General features: G+C 52.0%; 18 protein-coding genes. 13 read left to right on the top strand and 5 right to left on the bottom strand.

Features of this window, described 5'->3' with window-relative positions; all coding sequences use genetic code 11:
* Nucleotides 1-216: 216 nt before the first annotated feature.
* The 3 genes from AC2FNN_RS07845 (at nucleotide 217) to AC2FNN_RS07855 (ending at nucleotide 1,903) form a co-directional block, all read left to right on the top strand.
* Nucleotides 217-438, top strand: a complete 222-nt coding sequence (locus AC2FNN_RS07845; RefSeq protein WP_496757736.1) for a CsbD family protein — start codon at nucleotides 217-219, stop codon at nucleotides 436-438.
* A 121-nt stretch (nucleotides 439-559) separates the two neighbouring features.
* A complete protein-coding gene (locus tag AC2FNN_RS07850; protein WP_496757737.1) occupies nucleotides 560-1,177 on the top strand; it encodes a hypothetical protein in 618 nt (205 codons plus the stop codon).
* A gap of 156 nt (nucleotides 1,178-1,333) precedes the next feature.
* Nucleotides 1,334-1,903, top strand: coding sequence for a PRC-barrel domain-containing protein (locus tag AC2FNN_RS07855; RefSeq protein ID WP_480755063.1), 570 nt, complete (start codon nucleotides 1,334-1,336; stop codon nucleotides 1,901-1,903).
* A gap of 110 nt (nucleotides 1,904-2,013) precedes the next feature.
* Here the strand turns inward: AC2FNN_RS07855 and AC2FNN_RS07860 are convergent, their stop codons facing one another.
* Complete coding sequence (locus AC2FNN_RS07860) at nucleotides 2,014-2,763, bottom strand: Crp/Fnr family transcriptional regulator (protein WP_480437217.1); 750 nt, start codon at nucleotides 2,761-2,763, stop codon at nucleotides 2,014-2,016.
* A gap of 65 nt (nucleotides 2,764-2,828) precedes the next feature.
* Between AC2FNN_RS07860 and AC2FNN_RS07865 the strand changes: the two genes are divergently transcribed.
* Nucleotides 2,829-3,185, top strand: a complete 357-nt coding sequence (locus tag AC2FNN_RS07865; protein WP_480437220.1) for a hypothetical protein — start codon at nucleotides 2,829-2,831, stop codon at nucleotides 3,183-3,185.
* Between the two features lie 210 nt (nucleotides 3,186-3,395).
* Here AC2FNN_RS07865 and AC2FNN_RS07870 read toward each other — a convergent pair whose 3' ends face one another.
* Nucleotides 3,396-3,587 (bottom strand): PLDc N-terminal domain-containing protein, encoded by a 192-nt coding sequence (locus tag AC2FNN_RS07870; protein WP_496757738.1) that lies wholly within the window; start codon nucleotides 3,585-3,587, stop codon nucleotides 3,396-3,398.
* 220 nt (nucleotides 3,588-3,807) lie between these two features.
* On the opposite strand from AC2FNN_RS07870, the gene AC2FNN_RS07875 reads away from it, so the two are divergent.
* The gene (locus AC2FNN_RS07875) at nucleotides 3,808-4,662 is read left to right on the top strand and encodes a formate/nitrite transporter family protein (protein ID WP_496757739.1); all 855 of its coding nucleotides are present in this window, start codon (nucleotides 3,808-3,810) and stop codon (nucleotides 4,660-4,662) included.
* Between the two features lie 154 nt (nucleotides 4,663-4,816).
* Here the strand turns inward: AC2FNN_RS07875 and AC2FNN_RS07880 are convergent, their stop codons facing one another.
* On the bottom strand, nucleotides 4,817-5,104 hold the full coding sequence (locus tag AC2FNN_RS07880; protein ID WP_496757741.1) for a hypothetical protein: 288 nt from the start codon (nucleotides 5,102-5,104) through the stop codon (nucleotides 4,817-4,819).
* 121 nt (nucleotides 5,105-5,225) lie between these two features.
* On the opposite strand from AC2FNN_RS07880, the gene AC2FNN_RS07885 reads away from it, so the two are divergent.
* The 5 genes from AC2FNN_RS07885 (at nucleotide 5,226) to AC2FNN_RS07905 (ending at nucleotide 9,539) form a co-directional block, all read left to right on the top strand.
* The gene (locus AC2FNN_RS07885) at nucleotides 5,226-5,387 is read left to right on the top strand and encodes a DUF1328 domain-containing protein (RefSeq protein WP_171331892.1); all 162 of its coding nucleotides are present in this window, start codon (nucleotides 5,226-5,228) and stop codon (nucleotides 5,385-5,387) included.
* A 78-nt stretch (nucleotides 5,388-5,465) separates the two neighbouring features.
* Complete coding sequence (locus AC2FNN_RS07890; RefSeq protein ID WP_496757742.1) at nucleotides 5,466-7,094, top strand: acetolactate synthase large subunit; 1,629 nt, start codon at nucleotides 5,466-5,468, stop codon at nucleotides 7,092-7,094.
* A 66-nt stretch (nucleotides 7,095-7,160) separates the two neighbouring features.
* Nucleotides 7,161-7,661 (top strand): Dps family protein, encoded by a 501-nt coding sequence (locus AC2FNN_RS07895; RefSeq protein ID WP_171331894.1) that lies wholly within the window; start codon nucleotides 7,161-7,163, stop codon nucleotides 7,659-7,661.
* A gap of 145 nt (nucleotides 7,662-7,806) precedes the next feature.
* Entirely contained in the window at nucleotides 7,807-8,169 is a 363-nt protein-coding gene (locus AC2FNN_RS07900) for a YidH family protein (protein ID WP_496757744.1), read from the top strand.
* 92 nt (nucleotides 8,170-8,261) lie between these two features.
* Nucleotides 8,262-9,539 carry a DUF2254 domain-containing protein gene (locus AC2FNN_RS07905; RefSeq protein WP_496757746.1) on the top strand — a complete coding sequence of 426 codons (1,278 nt, stop codon included), beginning with the start codon at nucleotides 8,262-8,264 and terminating at the stop codon, nucleotides 9,537-9,539.
* Between the two features lie 14 nt (nucleotides 9,540-9,553).
* Here AC2FNN_RS07905 and AC2FNN_RS07910 read toward each other — a convergent pair whose 3' ends face one another.
* On the bottom strand, nucleotides 9,554-10,528 hold the full coding sequence (locus AC2FNN_RS07910; RefSeq protein ID WP_496757747.1) for an ABC transporter transmembrane domain-containing protein: 975 nt from the start codon (nucleotides 10,526-10,528) through the stop codon (nucleotides 9,554-9,556).
* Between the two features lie 745 nt (nucleotides 10,529-11,273).
* Here AC2FNN_RS07910 and AC2FNN_RS07915 point away from each other — a divergent pair.
* The 3 genes from AC2FNN_RS07915 to AC2FNN_RS07925 all read left to right on the top strand — a co-directional run bounded on the left by AC2FNN_RS07915 (nucleotide 11,274) and on the right by AC2FNN_RS07925 (nucleotide 12,055).
* Nucleotides 11,274-11,429 (top strand): hypothetical protein, encoded by a 156-nt coding sequence (locus tag AC2FNN_RS07915; protein WP_496757748.1) that lies wholly within the window; start codon nucleotides 11,274-11,276, stop codon nucleotides 11,427-11,429.
* A 168-nt stretch (nucleotides 11,430-11,597) separates the two neighbouring features.
* Entirely contained in the window at nucleotides 11,598-11,972 is a 375-nt protein-coding gene (locus AC2FNN_RS07920; RefSeq protein ID WP_496757763.1) for a DUF1206 domain-containing protein, read from the top strand.
* Nucleotides 11,909-12,055 (top strand): hypothetical protein, encoded by a 147-nt coding sequence (locus AC2FNN_RS07925; RefSeq protein WP_496757765.1) that lies wholly within the window; start codon nucleotides 11,909-11,911, stop codon nucleotides 12,053-12,055. The genes AC2FNN_RS07920 and AC2FNN_RS07925 overlap by 64 nt, the downstream gene beginning before the upstream one ends.
* Here the strand turns inward: AC2FNN_RS07925 and AC2FNN_RS07930 are convergent.
* The gene (locus AC2FNN_RS07930; protein WP_496757749.1) at nucleotides 12,052-13,095 is read right to left on the bottom strand and encodes a hypothetical protein; all 1,044 of its coding nucleotides are present in this window, start codon (nucleotides 13,093-13,095) and stop codon (nucleotides 12,052-12,054) included. The genes AC2FNN_RS07925 and AC2FNN_RS07930 overlap by 4 nt on opposite strands.
* Nucleotides 13,096-13,682 lie beyond the last annotated feature (587 nt).

The following is a 13,682-nucleotide window of genomic DNA, read 5'->3' on the forward strand; positions in this document are numbered from 1 at the left end:
CAAACTCTTGGCAACTGTCACCTGGACAGAAATCAGTTCCCGGCGAGAAAAATTTGCGGTTGTTGGAACCATGAAAGACGACGTGCGTTTTCCCGACGTCGAGTAGCTGGGTTAGAACCTGCCAAACGACTTGGCCGCCTGCAGTGTTTCGACGCTGGTGCCGGACTTGGTGGTTCGAACCTACAGCTGCAAACGGTGGGACATATGTGTCCAGTGATGTTGGAAATGAAAGGAAAAGCGGATGAATTGGGATCAGATCATGGGTCGTTGGACCGAGTTCAAGGGCAAACTTATGGAGCGCTATGGGGATTGACCGATGATGAAATTGAGCAGGCCCGAGGTGATCGGGAACAGTTGGAAGGGCTGATCCAGCAAAAATATGGCGACACAAAAGAGAATGTCCGTGACGCTGTAAACAGGCTGATCGACGATATGTAAAAGGGTGTTGGGTTGGGCGTAGCGCCTTGAACCAAGTCCCCGATCCGGCCTCTCAGAATCGAAAAAGCGACGGAATGTTTGGCAAGATTGTCCAACATATCAGTCAGAAGGATATCAAACCATGACGTTATCTGCGTTCCTCGGCATGCCGGTCCGCGACCGGACAGGAGACGAAACAGTCGGGGAGGTCGTAGACTTGGCAGTGAGGGCAGGTGACGCTCCTCTTCAGTATATATTGGTCAATCTGAACATGACGGGTGGTTATGATCCCATCATATTTCGGGCGGATACCCTTCGTTTCGAGGAAGAGTATCTGGTATCGGTCTTTTCTGCTCAGGAGATCAGTACTAAGCGTCAGAACAATCCATCGAGCTCGGGAAGCAGCCTGGATCTTTCAGTTCTTCCTCCGCAGGTCATTGGTCCGTTTGGGAATACGATAGCTCCGGTGGTTATCGGAGCGGTGCTGAACGAGGCTCTGCAAGACAAGCCACACCCTGATCCGCCCAAAGACGAGTACTACTGGTTCAGAAAAATTCAGGGCTCTTCAGTCTTCGATCCATCGGGTGAGATCGGTGTGCTTCAGGACATAGGCTGCGATTTTGAAGGCAAATCCATGCTATTCTTGCAGGTCGACAATGGTCATGAGGTGACACAGATTCCTTATGAGGCTTTAAGAAATATCCCCGGGGGCGACTATCTGGTTGTATCAAGTGTCACGGATCCTGTGCGCCCTGTTTAGATGCAAAAACCAGAAGGGTATGGCCGCGTCACTGACGCGGTCTTTTTGTTTAAAAACAAATATTTCCGAAAGAAATAGGGAACCAAACCTCTCGTAGTTCGTTTCTCTTCTGAGACCGCAAGAAATAGCGGTCAACTCAGACAGAAGGAGCTAACTATGAAACATTTCCTGACCACAACTTCGATCGTTCTGATGATGTCAGCACCTGCCATCGCAGAGAGCTCCAACGTGGAAAAGGTGGGCGAAAACCTTGGAGAAGCGGCCGAAGCGGCAGGCGATGCCGTGTCGAATACGGCTGAAGATATCAAAGATGCAGCGAAGAACACGGCGGAAGATGTCGACCAGGCAGCCGAAGCAACCGGAGAGTATGTGAGCGAGAAGGCCAGTGAAGTTGCCGATGCTGTTGATCCGACAACCATCGATATCGAGGGCTACACCCCTGTTGCGTTTGAAACGGTAACGGCGGAAGACCTTACCGGCATGCGTGTTTACGACATGTCGCAAGAATGGATCGGCGAAATCGATAACGTGGTCATCAATTCGGATGGCACCCTGGAAGGTGCGGTGATCGGCGTTGGCGGCTTCCTCGGTGTGGGCGAGAAAGATGTGCTGATCGACTTTTCTCGCGTTTCGCTGATGCGTGAGGTCGATGGCGAGGCCACGTATGCATTCGTGGACGCGGACAAGGAAATGCTGGAGGCAATGCCTTCCTACGAAGAATCGTAAAAGTCAAAAAGCGCCATGCGCGTTGCTAAATTCGCCGGCCGGTTTTTCGGCCGGCGCTTCTGTTCAGACTCCGAGTCTCTTGAAAATTCGAAACACTTTTTCTCAAATAGTCAGATAAGTGGTCTTGGCTCGGCTTGGGTTGTCTCGACCAACCCAATTTCAGCCAGCTTGTCCTGATCAAAGACTTGCAGGACACCTTTTGACCAGTTCGCAAGGTGCTTGTCGCTTAATTTGCGCAGTGTTTTGTTGGTGTGAACCAAGGATAGGCCCAGTGCATCTGCCAGATCCTGTTGACGAAACGGTAGAGGGCAGCGATCATTTTTTACAAGGCCCAGGGCTCGCGACCGGATAAAAAATCTATGAAGGCTCCATGCGATTTTCTCTATCGCGCCGCGCTGCCCGACAGTTGTTAACGCATCTCCAAGAAAGTGCTCTTCCACAGCCGCCAGGAACGTCAAGCTGAATGCACGATCAGGCTGGCTTTGATAGAGCTCGAAAAGCCGAGTGCGATTAAATACACACAAGCGCATTGCCGTGGTTGCCTCTACTGAATGTCGCATGGCGCCCATGACACCGGCCTGCAACCCAATAAAGTCGCCTGGAAAAATGAAACCGACAACCTGGCGGCGGCCGTTTTCCAGCGTCTTGTAGCGTATGCCCATACCGGAGAGCGCTGTATAGAGTTGGGCAGCTTTTGACCCCTCAATGAACAGCTGTGTACCGGGTTCTGCCAGCATCTCCCCGGTTTTGAACTGTTGCATGAAAGACAACTCGTCGTCGTCAAATTGCAGAAAAACCTCCTTTTTCCGAAGCGGGCAGTGCTTGCAATCAATCAGGTTGTTTTGCTCTGGGTATGTCATAGTTAATTGCGCCCTCCGGTCGACTCGATACGGTTTCACATGAAAGCACAGCTGGGTGGAACCAAATGAAAGATCGTCCCCTGACCTTATCAGATATATTGATTGTCACAGGAAACTTTGTCGAAGCAACCGACATACGCGAAGCGCTATCGCCACTTGAGGCCACCCGAATTCAGCATCTGCGCGAAATCAATGACGCTGCCCATCTCCTGCTCGACAGCGGATTTTGTCCGCAGTTGAGTATCATAAGCTACACGCGCGCCGACCTCGAATTTGCGGGGTTCGTGACACGACTTCAGGCATTGGATTGTACTCTACTATTGATCGATGCCCCTGACGCGATCGCTGCGGAATATTCCGCAAACGTCCTTAAACGGCCATTCTCAACAGAGGATCTCGTATCGATGGTCTCGTTGCTTTGAAAAGGCATGATGCCACCAGACCATGGTAACAGGTGGTCTGACGTGAGTTGTGTCAAAATTTAAGGAGGGAGTACCGGGGCTGATACCGACCTACATCGTTAACGCGTAGAATGTGGTAATTTGTGCTGTGTAGATCTGTTCAGCGAAGGTCGGCAGGGTGCGTTCCTTGCCGACCACGCGGTGACGTGAACTCGCGTTCTGCGTGCTGGTTTATGCAACCCGCTTTGTCGCTTTTGGGCCGAAAATCAACCAACAAATAAATCCTATGAGCGGAAGGATCAGGACAAAAAGTACCCAGAGGATTTTCGAACCTGTCGTCGCAGAGGAGCCGATAATCGAAACGACGGCCCAAATTGACAAAACCAACAGGATCAGACCACCAATGCCATAAATCTCAACCATAGCGACGTTCCTTTCATTGTGTGTCTTCATATAGCTACGGTATTTAAACCCTTCCGAAGCCGGATTGTTCCATCCCACGACACATTTGGATTGAATACTGTGAAGGTTGATAATCGCTATCTACCGATACCCAGCGTCGCAGCGATCAAAAGCTTCTTGAAATTTGGAACAATGCAAGCTGCCGCGCGTTTTCATTTGGGCTTTAGCGAGGGAGCACGTCTTGGCAGCTGATACGGAATCCGAAAGACAAGATCTGGTGGAAAAAGAAAGCGAGAAAGAAGCTGTCGAGGAGGCGTCTGGTCTGTCCCCACGGCTGATTTTCGAGACCATCCGCCGGAACGGCGAAGAAGAGCTGCGCCGACCGGTCAGGGCGCTCTTTTGGTCTGGGATAGCTGCGGGAATTTTGATCAGCTTTTCTGTTCTGGGTGAAGCCCTACTGCGTGCCCATCTTCCTGACACCAGCTGGCGGTACCTCATTGAGAACTTCGGTTACTCGCTGGGGTTTCTCTTGGTCATCCTTGGGCGAATGCAGTTGTTTACCGAGAACACGATTACGACAGTTGTACCAACAATGATGACGCCATCCCTATCCTGTTTTTCTAAAACGGCTCGACTGTGGGTGATTGTTTTGGTTGCAAATGTCGTCGGGGCGTTTCTCATATCAGCTTTTCTTCTCTACACGCCGGTTCTGAACAGCGAGACTCTGGCGGTCCTAAATGAGCTCAGCCGCCACGCCACCGGTATGGGGGCCTGGGAAGGCTTTGTGCGCGCTATCCCAGCTGGGATTCTGATCGCAGCGATTGTCTGGATGTTGCCGTCAGCTCAAAACAATGAAGTGCTGCTTATCGTGATTTTTACCTGGCTGATAGCCTTAGGCGATTTTACCCATATCGTGGCCGGATCGGTGGAAATGGCTTTACTTATCCTGCAGGGCATGTTGCCTGCCCACGATGCAGCTTTTGGTTTCTTTCTGCCCGTTCTCGTGGGCAATGTTATCGGGGGTACAGTGGTTTTTACAATGCTGGCCTACGCGCAGATCAGGCCGGAAATTGAAAACCCGAAGCACCTCCGATGATGCTTCGGGTTTTGGATTTTGAGAAGTATATGGCGGCGGCAGTTTCACAGCTAATCTTTTACCGATCCCGAATGAACAACCAGATGAGCAGCGCCGCGAAGATCAGGCCAATGACGGCTGGCCAGACCAATTCAACGCCAATCACGTTGGTCTGTTAGCTGCGGTCGCTTTTCCGAAGTGCAACTCCCAACAAGACGCCAAGCCCAAGCGCCCCGGCAAGTGCAAGCCCGGGATTTTCGCGAACGAAGGTAACGCTTTTTTCAGTTGCCGTCGAAAGTTGCTGTTGCACTTCTTCTTGCGCAGTCTTCAGATTGTCGCGTGTGGCCGAAGCACCATCCTGCAATGCAGTCTTGGCCTCACTGATAACACTTTCAATTCGGTTGGCTGCCTCTTTGTCTTCAATGGCGGGTTCGGTAGCTGGGGCTTTTTTTGTTTGTGACATGGTTGATCTCCTTTCGCTGAAACAACGCAACAGACGATCATTGGTTCCAAGGCCCGATCGGGAACCAACCCGCGTTCTCAGACGTTTGAACCTCATCCACATCGAATTGAAAGGACATCTTATGTTATCCTGGGCAGTCATCTTTTTCGTTCTTGCGATCATCGCAGGTGTTTTTGGTTTTGGCGGAATCGCGTCGGCCTCTGCGGGCATCGCTCAAATCCTGTTCGTGATCTTCCTTGTGTTGTTCATCGGTTCGTTGCTGATGCGGCTCTTGCGTGGGTGATCATCCGCAAATTAGTCGCCGCTTACGCTCTTTTAGCCGCCGCGGCACTGGTTACTATTCAAGGAGGTTTGACGCGTTATGTGGGATTCCCCAGCCACCCAAACATGTGCTGATCTGTTGATTTCGTGTCTGGAAGCGAATGGTGTGACTGCGGCGTTTGGCGTACCGGGTGAGGAGACGACGGAACTGGTTTCCGCGATTGATCGGTCTGGCATCGATTTTGTTCTTTGTCGACACGAGCAATCCGCCGCATTTATGGCCTCGGTTCACGGACGACTGACCGGAAATCCAGCGCTTTGCATCGCGACCCTCGGCCCAGGTGCCACCAACCTGGTCACTGGCGTTGCTGACGCGACGCTGGACCATGTGCCGATGATTGCCATAACAGGTCAGGGAGCTCGAGATCAACTCGGTCGTGAAAGCCACCAGATCATTGATCTTGAGTCTCTATTCGTGCCGATTACAAAGTTCAGTCGCACTCTGGTTTTGGACGACGAGATTCCGCAGGTTGTTGCTGAGGCCGCCCGTCACTGCAATGCCGACAAGCCCGGTGCCGTGCACCTTTCCCTTCCCGAAGATCTTGCTGGTGTTCCGACGACCGCCGAGCCGTTTGTCGCCTCCCCGCCTGCGGAAACGCGGCCTGCGACGGATGCAGTCGTCCGCGCGGCGCGCTTGGTTTCTCAGTCTAAGGAGCCCGTCATTCTTGCGGGCCATGGCGTCATCAGGGCGAATGCAGCTGAACTCGTTCGGGATTTGTCAGAGAAACTTTCAGCGCCAGTTCTAACCACGTTCATGGCGAAAGGCATTCTTGCCCCAGGCCATCCCCTTTGCCTTCACACGATTGGACAGCCGGGGGAGGAGCTGGCTTCTAAAGCTTTTGAGCTGAGCGATCTCGTGATCGCCATCGGATTTGATCCCGTTGAATACCCACCTGCGAAGGTCACGCTGTCTGGGATGCGACCGGTGCTCGAAATATCGGATGTTGCCTCGACGGTCGACGTGAATTGGCCCGTCAAAGCCGCGCTGACTGGAGATTTGCTGCAAAGTATCGGCGCACTTCACAAGGCAACAGCGCAACGCGAGTTGCAAACAGCTTTTGAAGACCTGCGCAGGAAGATCAACGAAACGCTTGAGCAGGGTGCTACCACATCCAAGGGCAAGTGTCTTACGCCGTCCGATATCTGTAAAGAGATATCGAACACACTTCGCGACAGTGATGTCTTGTTGTCTGGTGTCGGGTTACACAAGTTGTGGATCGCCCGAAACGTAGAAGCCAAACGGGCGGGTCAGATCATTATTCCCAATGGTCTCGCTGGAATGGGCCTTGCGCTGCCCGGCGCCATCGAGGCGGCGCGCCAATTGGAAACGGGTCGGGTCATCGCTGTATGTGGTGACGGGGACTTCCTAATGAACGTTCAGGAGATGGAAACCGCCACCCGGCTATGCGTACCGATCACCGTGCTCGTTTGGGAGGACAATGGGTATGGCCTGATCGATGAGAAACAACCCGGTGGTCGCGAGTTTGCATTTGGAAATCCAGATTGGGCATCTCTCGCCCAAGCATTTGGTTGGGTGTATCACGACATTGATACCTTCGCGAAGCTTGGACCGGCTTTGCAGGCCGCGGCTGATATCGCAGTTCCAACGCTGCTTCGAGTATCCGTAGACTACGCAGCAGAAGGTGGAATGCCGGCGGCCAGAGATTGAACAGCCGATTTTGGAACCAAATTCATCATCGCACGTTGTTTTCAAGAGTAGCGAAAAGGAGCAATTATGACAGACGCACTGAACGTAATTCCAAACGAAAACCCTGTCGCAACCGGAGTGAGAGACACGGCGGCACTGGCAAAAGCCCTGTCGAACGTCCTGGCCGATACATACCGCCTGACGTTCAAAACGCACGCCTATCATTGGAATGTGGAAGGTCCGTTGTTCTATTCGATCCATAAACTGACAGAAGAGCAGTACGAGAACATGTTCGACGCTGCAGATGAGGTTGCGGAACGAATTCGCTCATTGGGTCATCTGGCACCGTCACAGATGTCGGAAATTATGGAGCTCTCTGTGATCAAAGATCTTGAAGGAGAAATCTCCGCGGCTGGAATGATAGAAGATCTTGCTGCTGACCATGAACGTGTTGCGCACCGGCTTCACGCCCTGACAGAAATGGCAGGTGATAGGAAAGATGTTGTCACTGAAGATCTCGCGACCGAGCGTTCGGCGTTCCACGAGCAGGCCGCTTGGATGCTGCGCGCGATTGCCAAGTCAAGCTAAGGATGCGCTTTAGAGCGCCACCAACCAGTAATGGTTAGACAGTGACAATTTCGCCCGGGCAGTAGAAACTTCCGGGCGAAATCGGCGCCGACCCGCGTATTTTTTGGCAATTTCTCTCAACTCGGTTGTGCAGGAAGCAGGAACATTGAGCGACAAACAAGAGTTGGCCGAAGACCGAACTGACTGGGCCGAAGACCGAACCGTGCTTGCCAATGAGCGGACTTTTGCGGGATGGATGAGGACAGGTATGGCAAGCGTTGCGATTGCACTTGGCTTGAAAGCTGTCTTTGGGGCTGTGGAACCGACATGGCTGGCCAAAGCCGCTTCTTCTTTGTTTATCGCGGTTTCACTGTTGATCTATTGGGGCGCTTGGCGAAACGCGCTGCGGGTCTACGCGCGTCTGAACCCGCATAGCTCAGAACCTGCTTCAAAGATTCACTTATGCGTTGTTGTCGGGTCGCTATCGATTGGATCGGTGGTCTGTTGTATTGTGCTCTGGCTGATATAGCGGGAGAAAGGAACAAACTTGACTGAGAATGATTGGCCTCCGGAATGCGCCAATAAGGGCAAACATCTCACGCAGCATGAATAGGGGGCTTTATGAAGCAAGTAGACTGGCTACGCCTACGCTTTCTCCGCTACTATCGAAACATGGGTTTGCGCGTGGTGCTCTACGCTTTGCTTTCGGTTTTAGCTGCCTTAATCAGCCCGGTCGTTTCGTTCTTCACGAAGTCACCATTTGGCGGAAATCTACAATTCGAGTCCGTCCTTCCGGTGTTGACCATCCTGGCCACTTCCATGCTCGCTGTGTCGACCTTTTCCCTAAATATCATGGTGTCTGCGCACAGGGCCGCTTCGAACGCTACCACACCACGCGTTCATCGTATTCTGTTGGCTGACACGACCACACAATCGGTTCTTGCGACATTCATTGGTGCGTTTGTCTTTTCCTTGGGGTCAATCGTACTTTATCAAGCTGGTGGATATCCGGCAGAATCCGCCTTCTTTGTGATGTCCGTGACCATTCTCGTTGTTGTTCTGGTCGTTGTATCTTTGCTTCGTTGGATCGATCACCTCACAAAAATTGGCAGCGTGGACCACAGTTTGCAATGCGCCACGCAAAGCGCGCGTGAAACGTTGAAGACCTGCTTAAAGCAACCCAACCTGGGCGCGTCTGAGCTGACGGATGCAACCGTTCTTCCGGATGATTGTGCAAAGATCAAGAGCGAGCAATCGGGCTATGTCCAATTGATTGATACAGTGCAGCTACAGGATGCCTTGCCTGCCACCGGGTCGGTCTATGTTTTGGTTCGGCCGGGTTCGCATGTTGTGTCCGGTGATACGCTTGCTGAGGTTTCCGGCTCCCCAGATTCAAAAAACATAGCAGCGCTCGCCGCTGCGTTCACGATTGGGGAACAAAGAACGCATGAACAAGATGCTGAGTTTGGATTGTTGGTGCTGTCAGAAATTGCCGCCAAGGCCCTTTCCCCGGGTATCAATGACGCAGGAACTGCAATCGAAACGCTTCAAGAGATGAAATCGTTGCTTTGGAATTACTACAACGAAACTTTGTCTGATGAAGATACGCTCGCCGCGCCAAACGTGTTCGTCAGGATGCCGGATGAGCAGTGTCTGTTGGAAGCCGCTTTCCAGTCCTTGGCACGCGATGGGGCGGGAATGATCGAAGTGGCGACACAATTGCAAGAAGCACTATTGAAACTGTCAGAATCGCGAGACCAAAAAGCAGCGTCGGCTGCAATAGAGCTCGCTGATAGGGCGCTCCGCTACGCAAAACAATCAAATTTGCTTGAAGCCGAAAAAGAGCAGCTTGAAAAGGTGGTTCCGAAACACAAACTGGACAAAGCCGCCGAGTCCTGAATTGTTCGACGAGGTCAACCAGTCGTCTTTGTTTGGAAGGCAAGGTCGGACAGCCAGTTTGCAATCATTTTGTGTTGAACATTGGCCAAGGCCGCAACGCGGTAAAACCCGATCAATTCGCGTAGTGGAGAGGATATCCGTTCAAATCCTGAAATAAATGCCACAATCACCCCGACTTGAGTTTCGCCCTGGATCACCAGATAGCCACCGAACAGCATGACCGTCATCGGGCCGATCGCATTCAGAAGATTCAGTACCGACTTCAGCCCGAACTTAATGACGTAAAACCGAATCCTGTTGGAATAGATTTTGGGCAATAGGACCATGGCCTGTGTTTTGTCTTTCTCAGACTCTTGGGAGATCCCTTCGCCAAGATCGCGCAACAGAACCACGCGCTTTTCGAGGAGTTCATTCAGATATTTCTGAATCAAAGGTGTCAGAACAATTTGAGGCACGAGAAATGCCAGTGCAAACACCGCGATTTTAGGCTCTACTACAAACATGTAGATCACAACGCCCAACAACATAACGATGTTTGCACAGGCTCCGGAAAGTGCACCTCCAACAAAGCCGCTGAGTTTTTCAACTTCGGATCCAATAATCGACACTGTCTTGCCAGAACCGGTTTGATCTTGGCGCTGCTCATAGACGCCCAACAGGTGGCGGCGCGTATACAGTGAAGTGCTTTCGGTGAGCCACGACTGATAAATCCAGAGCCCAAACTTCACCACCTGGTGAGTCAGGACCACGGCAACATACGCATATCCGAGCCGTGCCAACAGGGTCAGGTCGCGGCTCTCTACGGCCTCGTTGATTATCCTGCGTTGAAGTTCGATAGGCACAAGGCTCAACAGAGCAGCCACAACTGCGACCAAACATACAAATACCTGGTGCCACTCGCTCATGCGCCAGACATAGCGAAGCAAAGACGCCGCCGGCGCGTCGTCACCTGTTCGTTTCACGTCCAACGGTTTTTCTGAGATTTTCATGGTTTTTGAATTCCAGTCGAGGTCTAACAACTTCTGGCAAACACTACGATGTGGGGTTGCCATTTTTCCGAGCGTTGGATGACTCTCTGTTGTCGTTATTCTTCAGCAAGATAGGGGTTTATCGAAAACCAGTTTAGATTGTGCCCGCTTGTTAATGCTATGCCTTATAATGACTATTATGGTAATAATAGGTTGAGCTTTAAAAGCGGTGCCACCACTCATTTCATACCATGAAAGCCCAAGGAATAAAGAAGTAGCGCTGATGTATGGCTTCATGAATGGGTCTCTTGACAGTCTGACGTTCCAAGGGTCGCAACGGCCTAAGACAAATCTGTTTCCTTCAGACAAATGCATCGCTCCGTAGATTCCTGTGCACGTTGTGCCCTGTTAAATCAGCGACTTCCCATCGTTAACGTGCTGAGAAGTATTTTGTTCCGATTGATTGACACAGAACCAAGAAAAACGGCAACACGAGGGTGATCTGGCAACCCCATTCAGGAAAAAAACAGAAGAATCGTAAGACTTTTTGTTTTGACTGGAACAATCATGGTCGGAACTCAGTTATCTGAACATGAGGTGGGCCAGAAAGGCTCAAAACCTTTGGTTTGCGTGCTTGTCCAATTACCTCGCAGTGCGCCCTCAGTTCCTCGACGTCCATCCCCGGACATACTCAGCCCCGCTAGCTTGCTAGCGGGGTGCTTTTTGGACGTAGCGCGATAAACTGAAACATAGAAATCAAGCAGCCATGATGATGAAGTTCATCGACAGCCTGTGCGATCTCGAAGCCCAAAGTGCCAGCGTCAAAGGCTTGATTTCACTTGCCGGAATGCTGGCCACAGGCAACGCCGTCTTGGGTCTCAGCGCTCTTCAAAGCCATTCCGGAGATTCCGGATTCAAGTAGGTGGTACAAAACGTTATGAGTAGCCATGGTGGAATCTGGCTTGTGGCATGCGCAGGTGTGCTGACGCTCGGCGCCTCGGCATACGGTTTTCACAAAACGCTGACCGAGAGCTATTGCGACCATTTGATCTCCAACGGCATTATGCAATGTTGGAACATAGTTTTGAAAATGGGTGTGATTGCCCAGGCGGCCGTAGTTGGCATTATTGGCCAGCTGACCCTATACGCGGCCACGCGAGCCGACCCGGCGCAAGCGGGAGGACTTTGGGCGGCATTTGAGTGGCTGAGAAACCAGCCGTTTGGTCGTATCTTGATCATTGCGCCCTGCGTCCGGCTTTCGAACTTTTCTTTCTGTTGTGCAGTCAACGCACACTATCGAATTGTTCCTAACGGTGCACCCGTTTTGTCCCTGTTTCCCCACTCACCGGATGTGTCAACTCGCATTAGCTTTAGGGCACCCAAGCAACGAAAGGACAGCACATGGGACGCTACAACGGCAACGATCACAGCAAAGACGAGAACGACAACCACTCGGATCAGATGAACCCCAACAACGACACGTACTGGTCGGACCGCGGCTATGACGAGCGGCCGGACGACTGGGAAAGCGCCTACGACGACGATTAAGAGGTCAAAGCGGGATAGTAGGAGGTCTCCAGGTTCAGAGCCTCCTGCAACCTCTCTTTAGGCATCGCCTGAAGTTCCCGAAAGTCGTCGAAGGGAGAGATCGGATCAAGCGTTAGGTTGCTGGTTTTTCGCAGACCTTCAAATGCTCGCTGACAAAAGCTGGTAGCGTTTGCGAGCATAAAGAGTGCCATGGCCGATCTCTCATCCATATCCTTCTTCAGGTTCGCATGGACACGGAGACAGGTCCCATGGGTGGGTATACTGGTCCCCGCCCGGTATCTTTTGACCTCACGATCAGAACCGGGTGTCGCAGAGAGATTGAACGCCTTTCTGTAGAATTCAGTATTGGTCTCAATGCCGCTTAACTCTTTGGCGCGATCCATGAAGTACCGGATAGCCTCGAGATTGCCTGTCTCAGAGTTCCTGGAGGCAAGCATATCTGAAAATCTCCAGATGACGTCCTGCGAAGGATGTCTTTCCTCCCCCTCGATGATCAGCATCCGAATGCAGGCAAACAACCCCATGGTTCGGGCCGGCAGGTGCCACTTGTCAGATAAATCTGCCTCATTGGTCCGAAGTGCGCTCAGATACCACTGCATTGTATCCGTATGGGCCCAGGGCAGCTGAGAGATCATGTCAATTGCCTCGGAGCGCCTGTTCGCCTGCCAGAGGGCATGACAAATAATAGACCCTCTCGCCAGCTTCGTTGTGAAATCTGCGGTCTGCGGAGCCCAGTTCTTCACCCTGGCCGCCAATAGAAAACGGGACCAATCAGTCTCCCTTTCGCTGTCGGGCGCCTGATTGAAAAACGAAATATCACGCCCCCCATAATTCAGCCTCTTCATCTTGTCATGCAGAGCATCCAGAACGTCCCGACCACCCTGGCTTTTCGCCATCCGTGACATCGGTGTATTTTTCTCACGAGCGCGCTTGGCGGCTTGGTGGGCCCTTTCATTGGTATTCTTACTTCCCAGAAGGTCAGAGGTAAGGCTTCGACCAACGACATTGTAGACATCATCAGGTTCCGGAAAGAAATGCATTTTGTTGGCTCTTTAGTTACTTTGGATTTAAGCATTTGATGAAAACATTTTTTTGCATGTCACAGGCAACCTCACCAATTCCCCAACAAGGCGGGCACAGGCTTTATGACCAATCTGTGCATGTTCAAGCGAGTATCCTGAAAATCCCCCTGCCCTGTGCGTGAACACTGCAGAAGCCAATCGCTTTGGCAGGCACATAGTCGGTCAGCCACACGTCGCTATTCGCACGGTAGAACAGGTGACCCGCTCAATGCGTGCTGCCAGTTTCGGTCCTGAGGACGACGGGTTTGCCGTGGCGCTGCCCTACCTTTTCAGCTGTTTCTTGATCCGGCGACAAGCGCATTTGCTGGCGGGGCTGCAGCCTAAAGGCCGAGATCGACGTCGACAGGAATTTGCTCTGCTTCGACATTTGTTTTTTCTCGTTCTTGACCTACAGTGATCCCCTTCAGCGGATGTTTCTCACCCTCGTGGCACTCCGCTTGTGAAGCGAAAGCCGAACAGTTCGCATAAAGCCAGGTTCGCCGGTATCGGCTTAGCGATGGCCCATTCTGCTCAAGACGTTGGTGTTCCTCTACGACACCCGCCCA

It is taken from the genome of Ruegeria sp. BHSA118 (assembly GCF_059613405.1).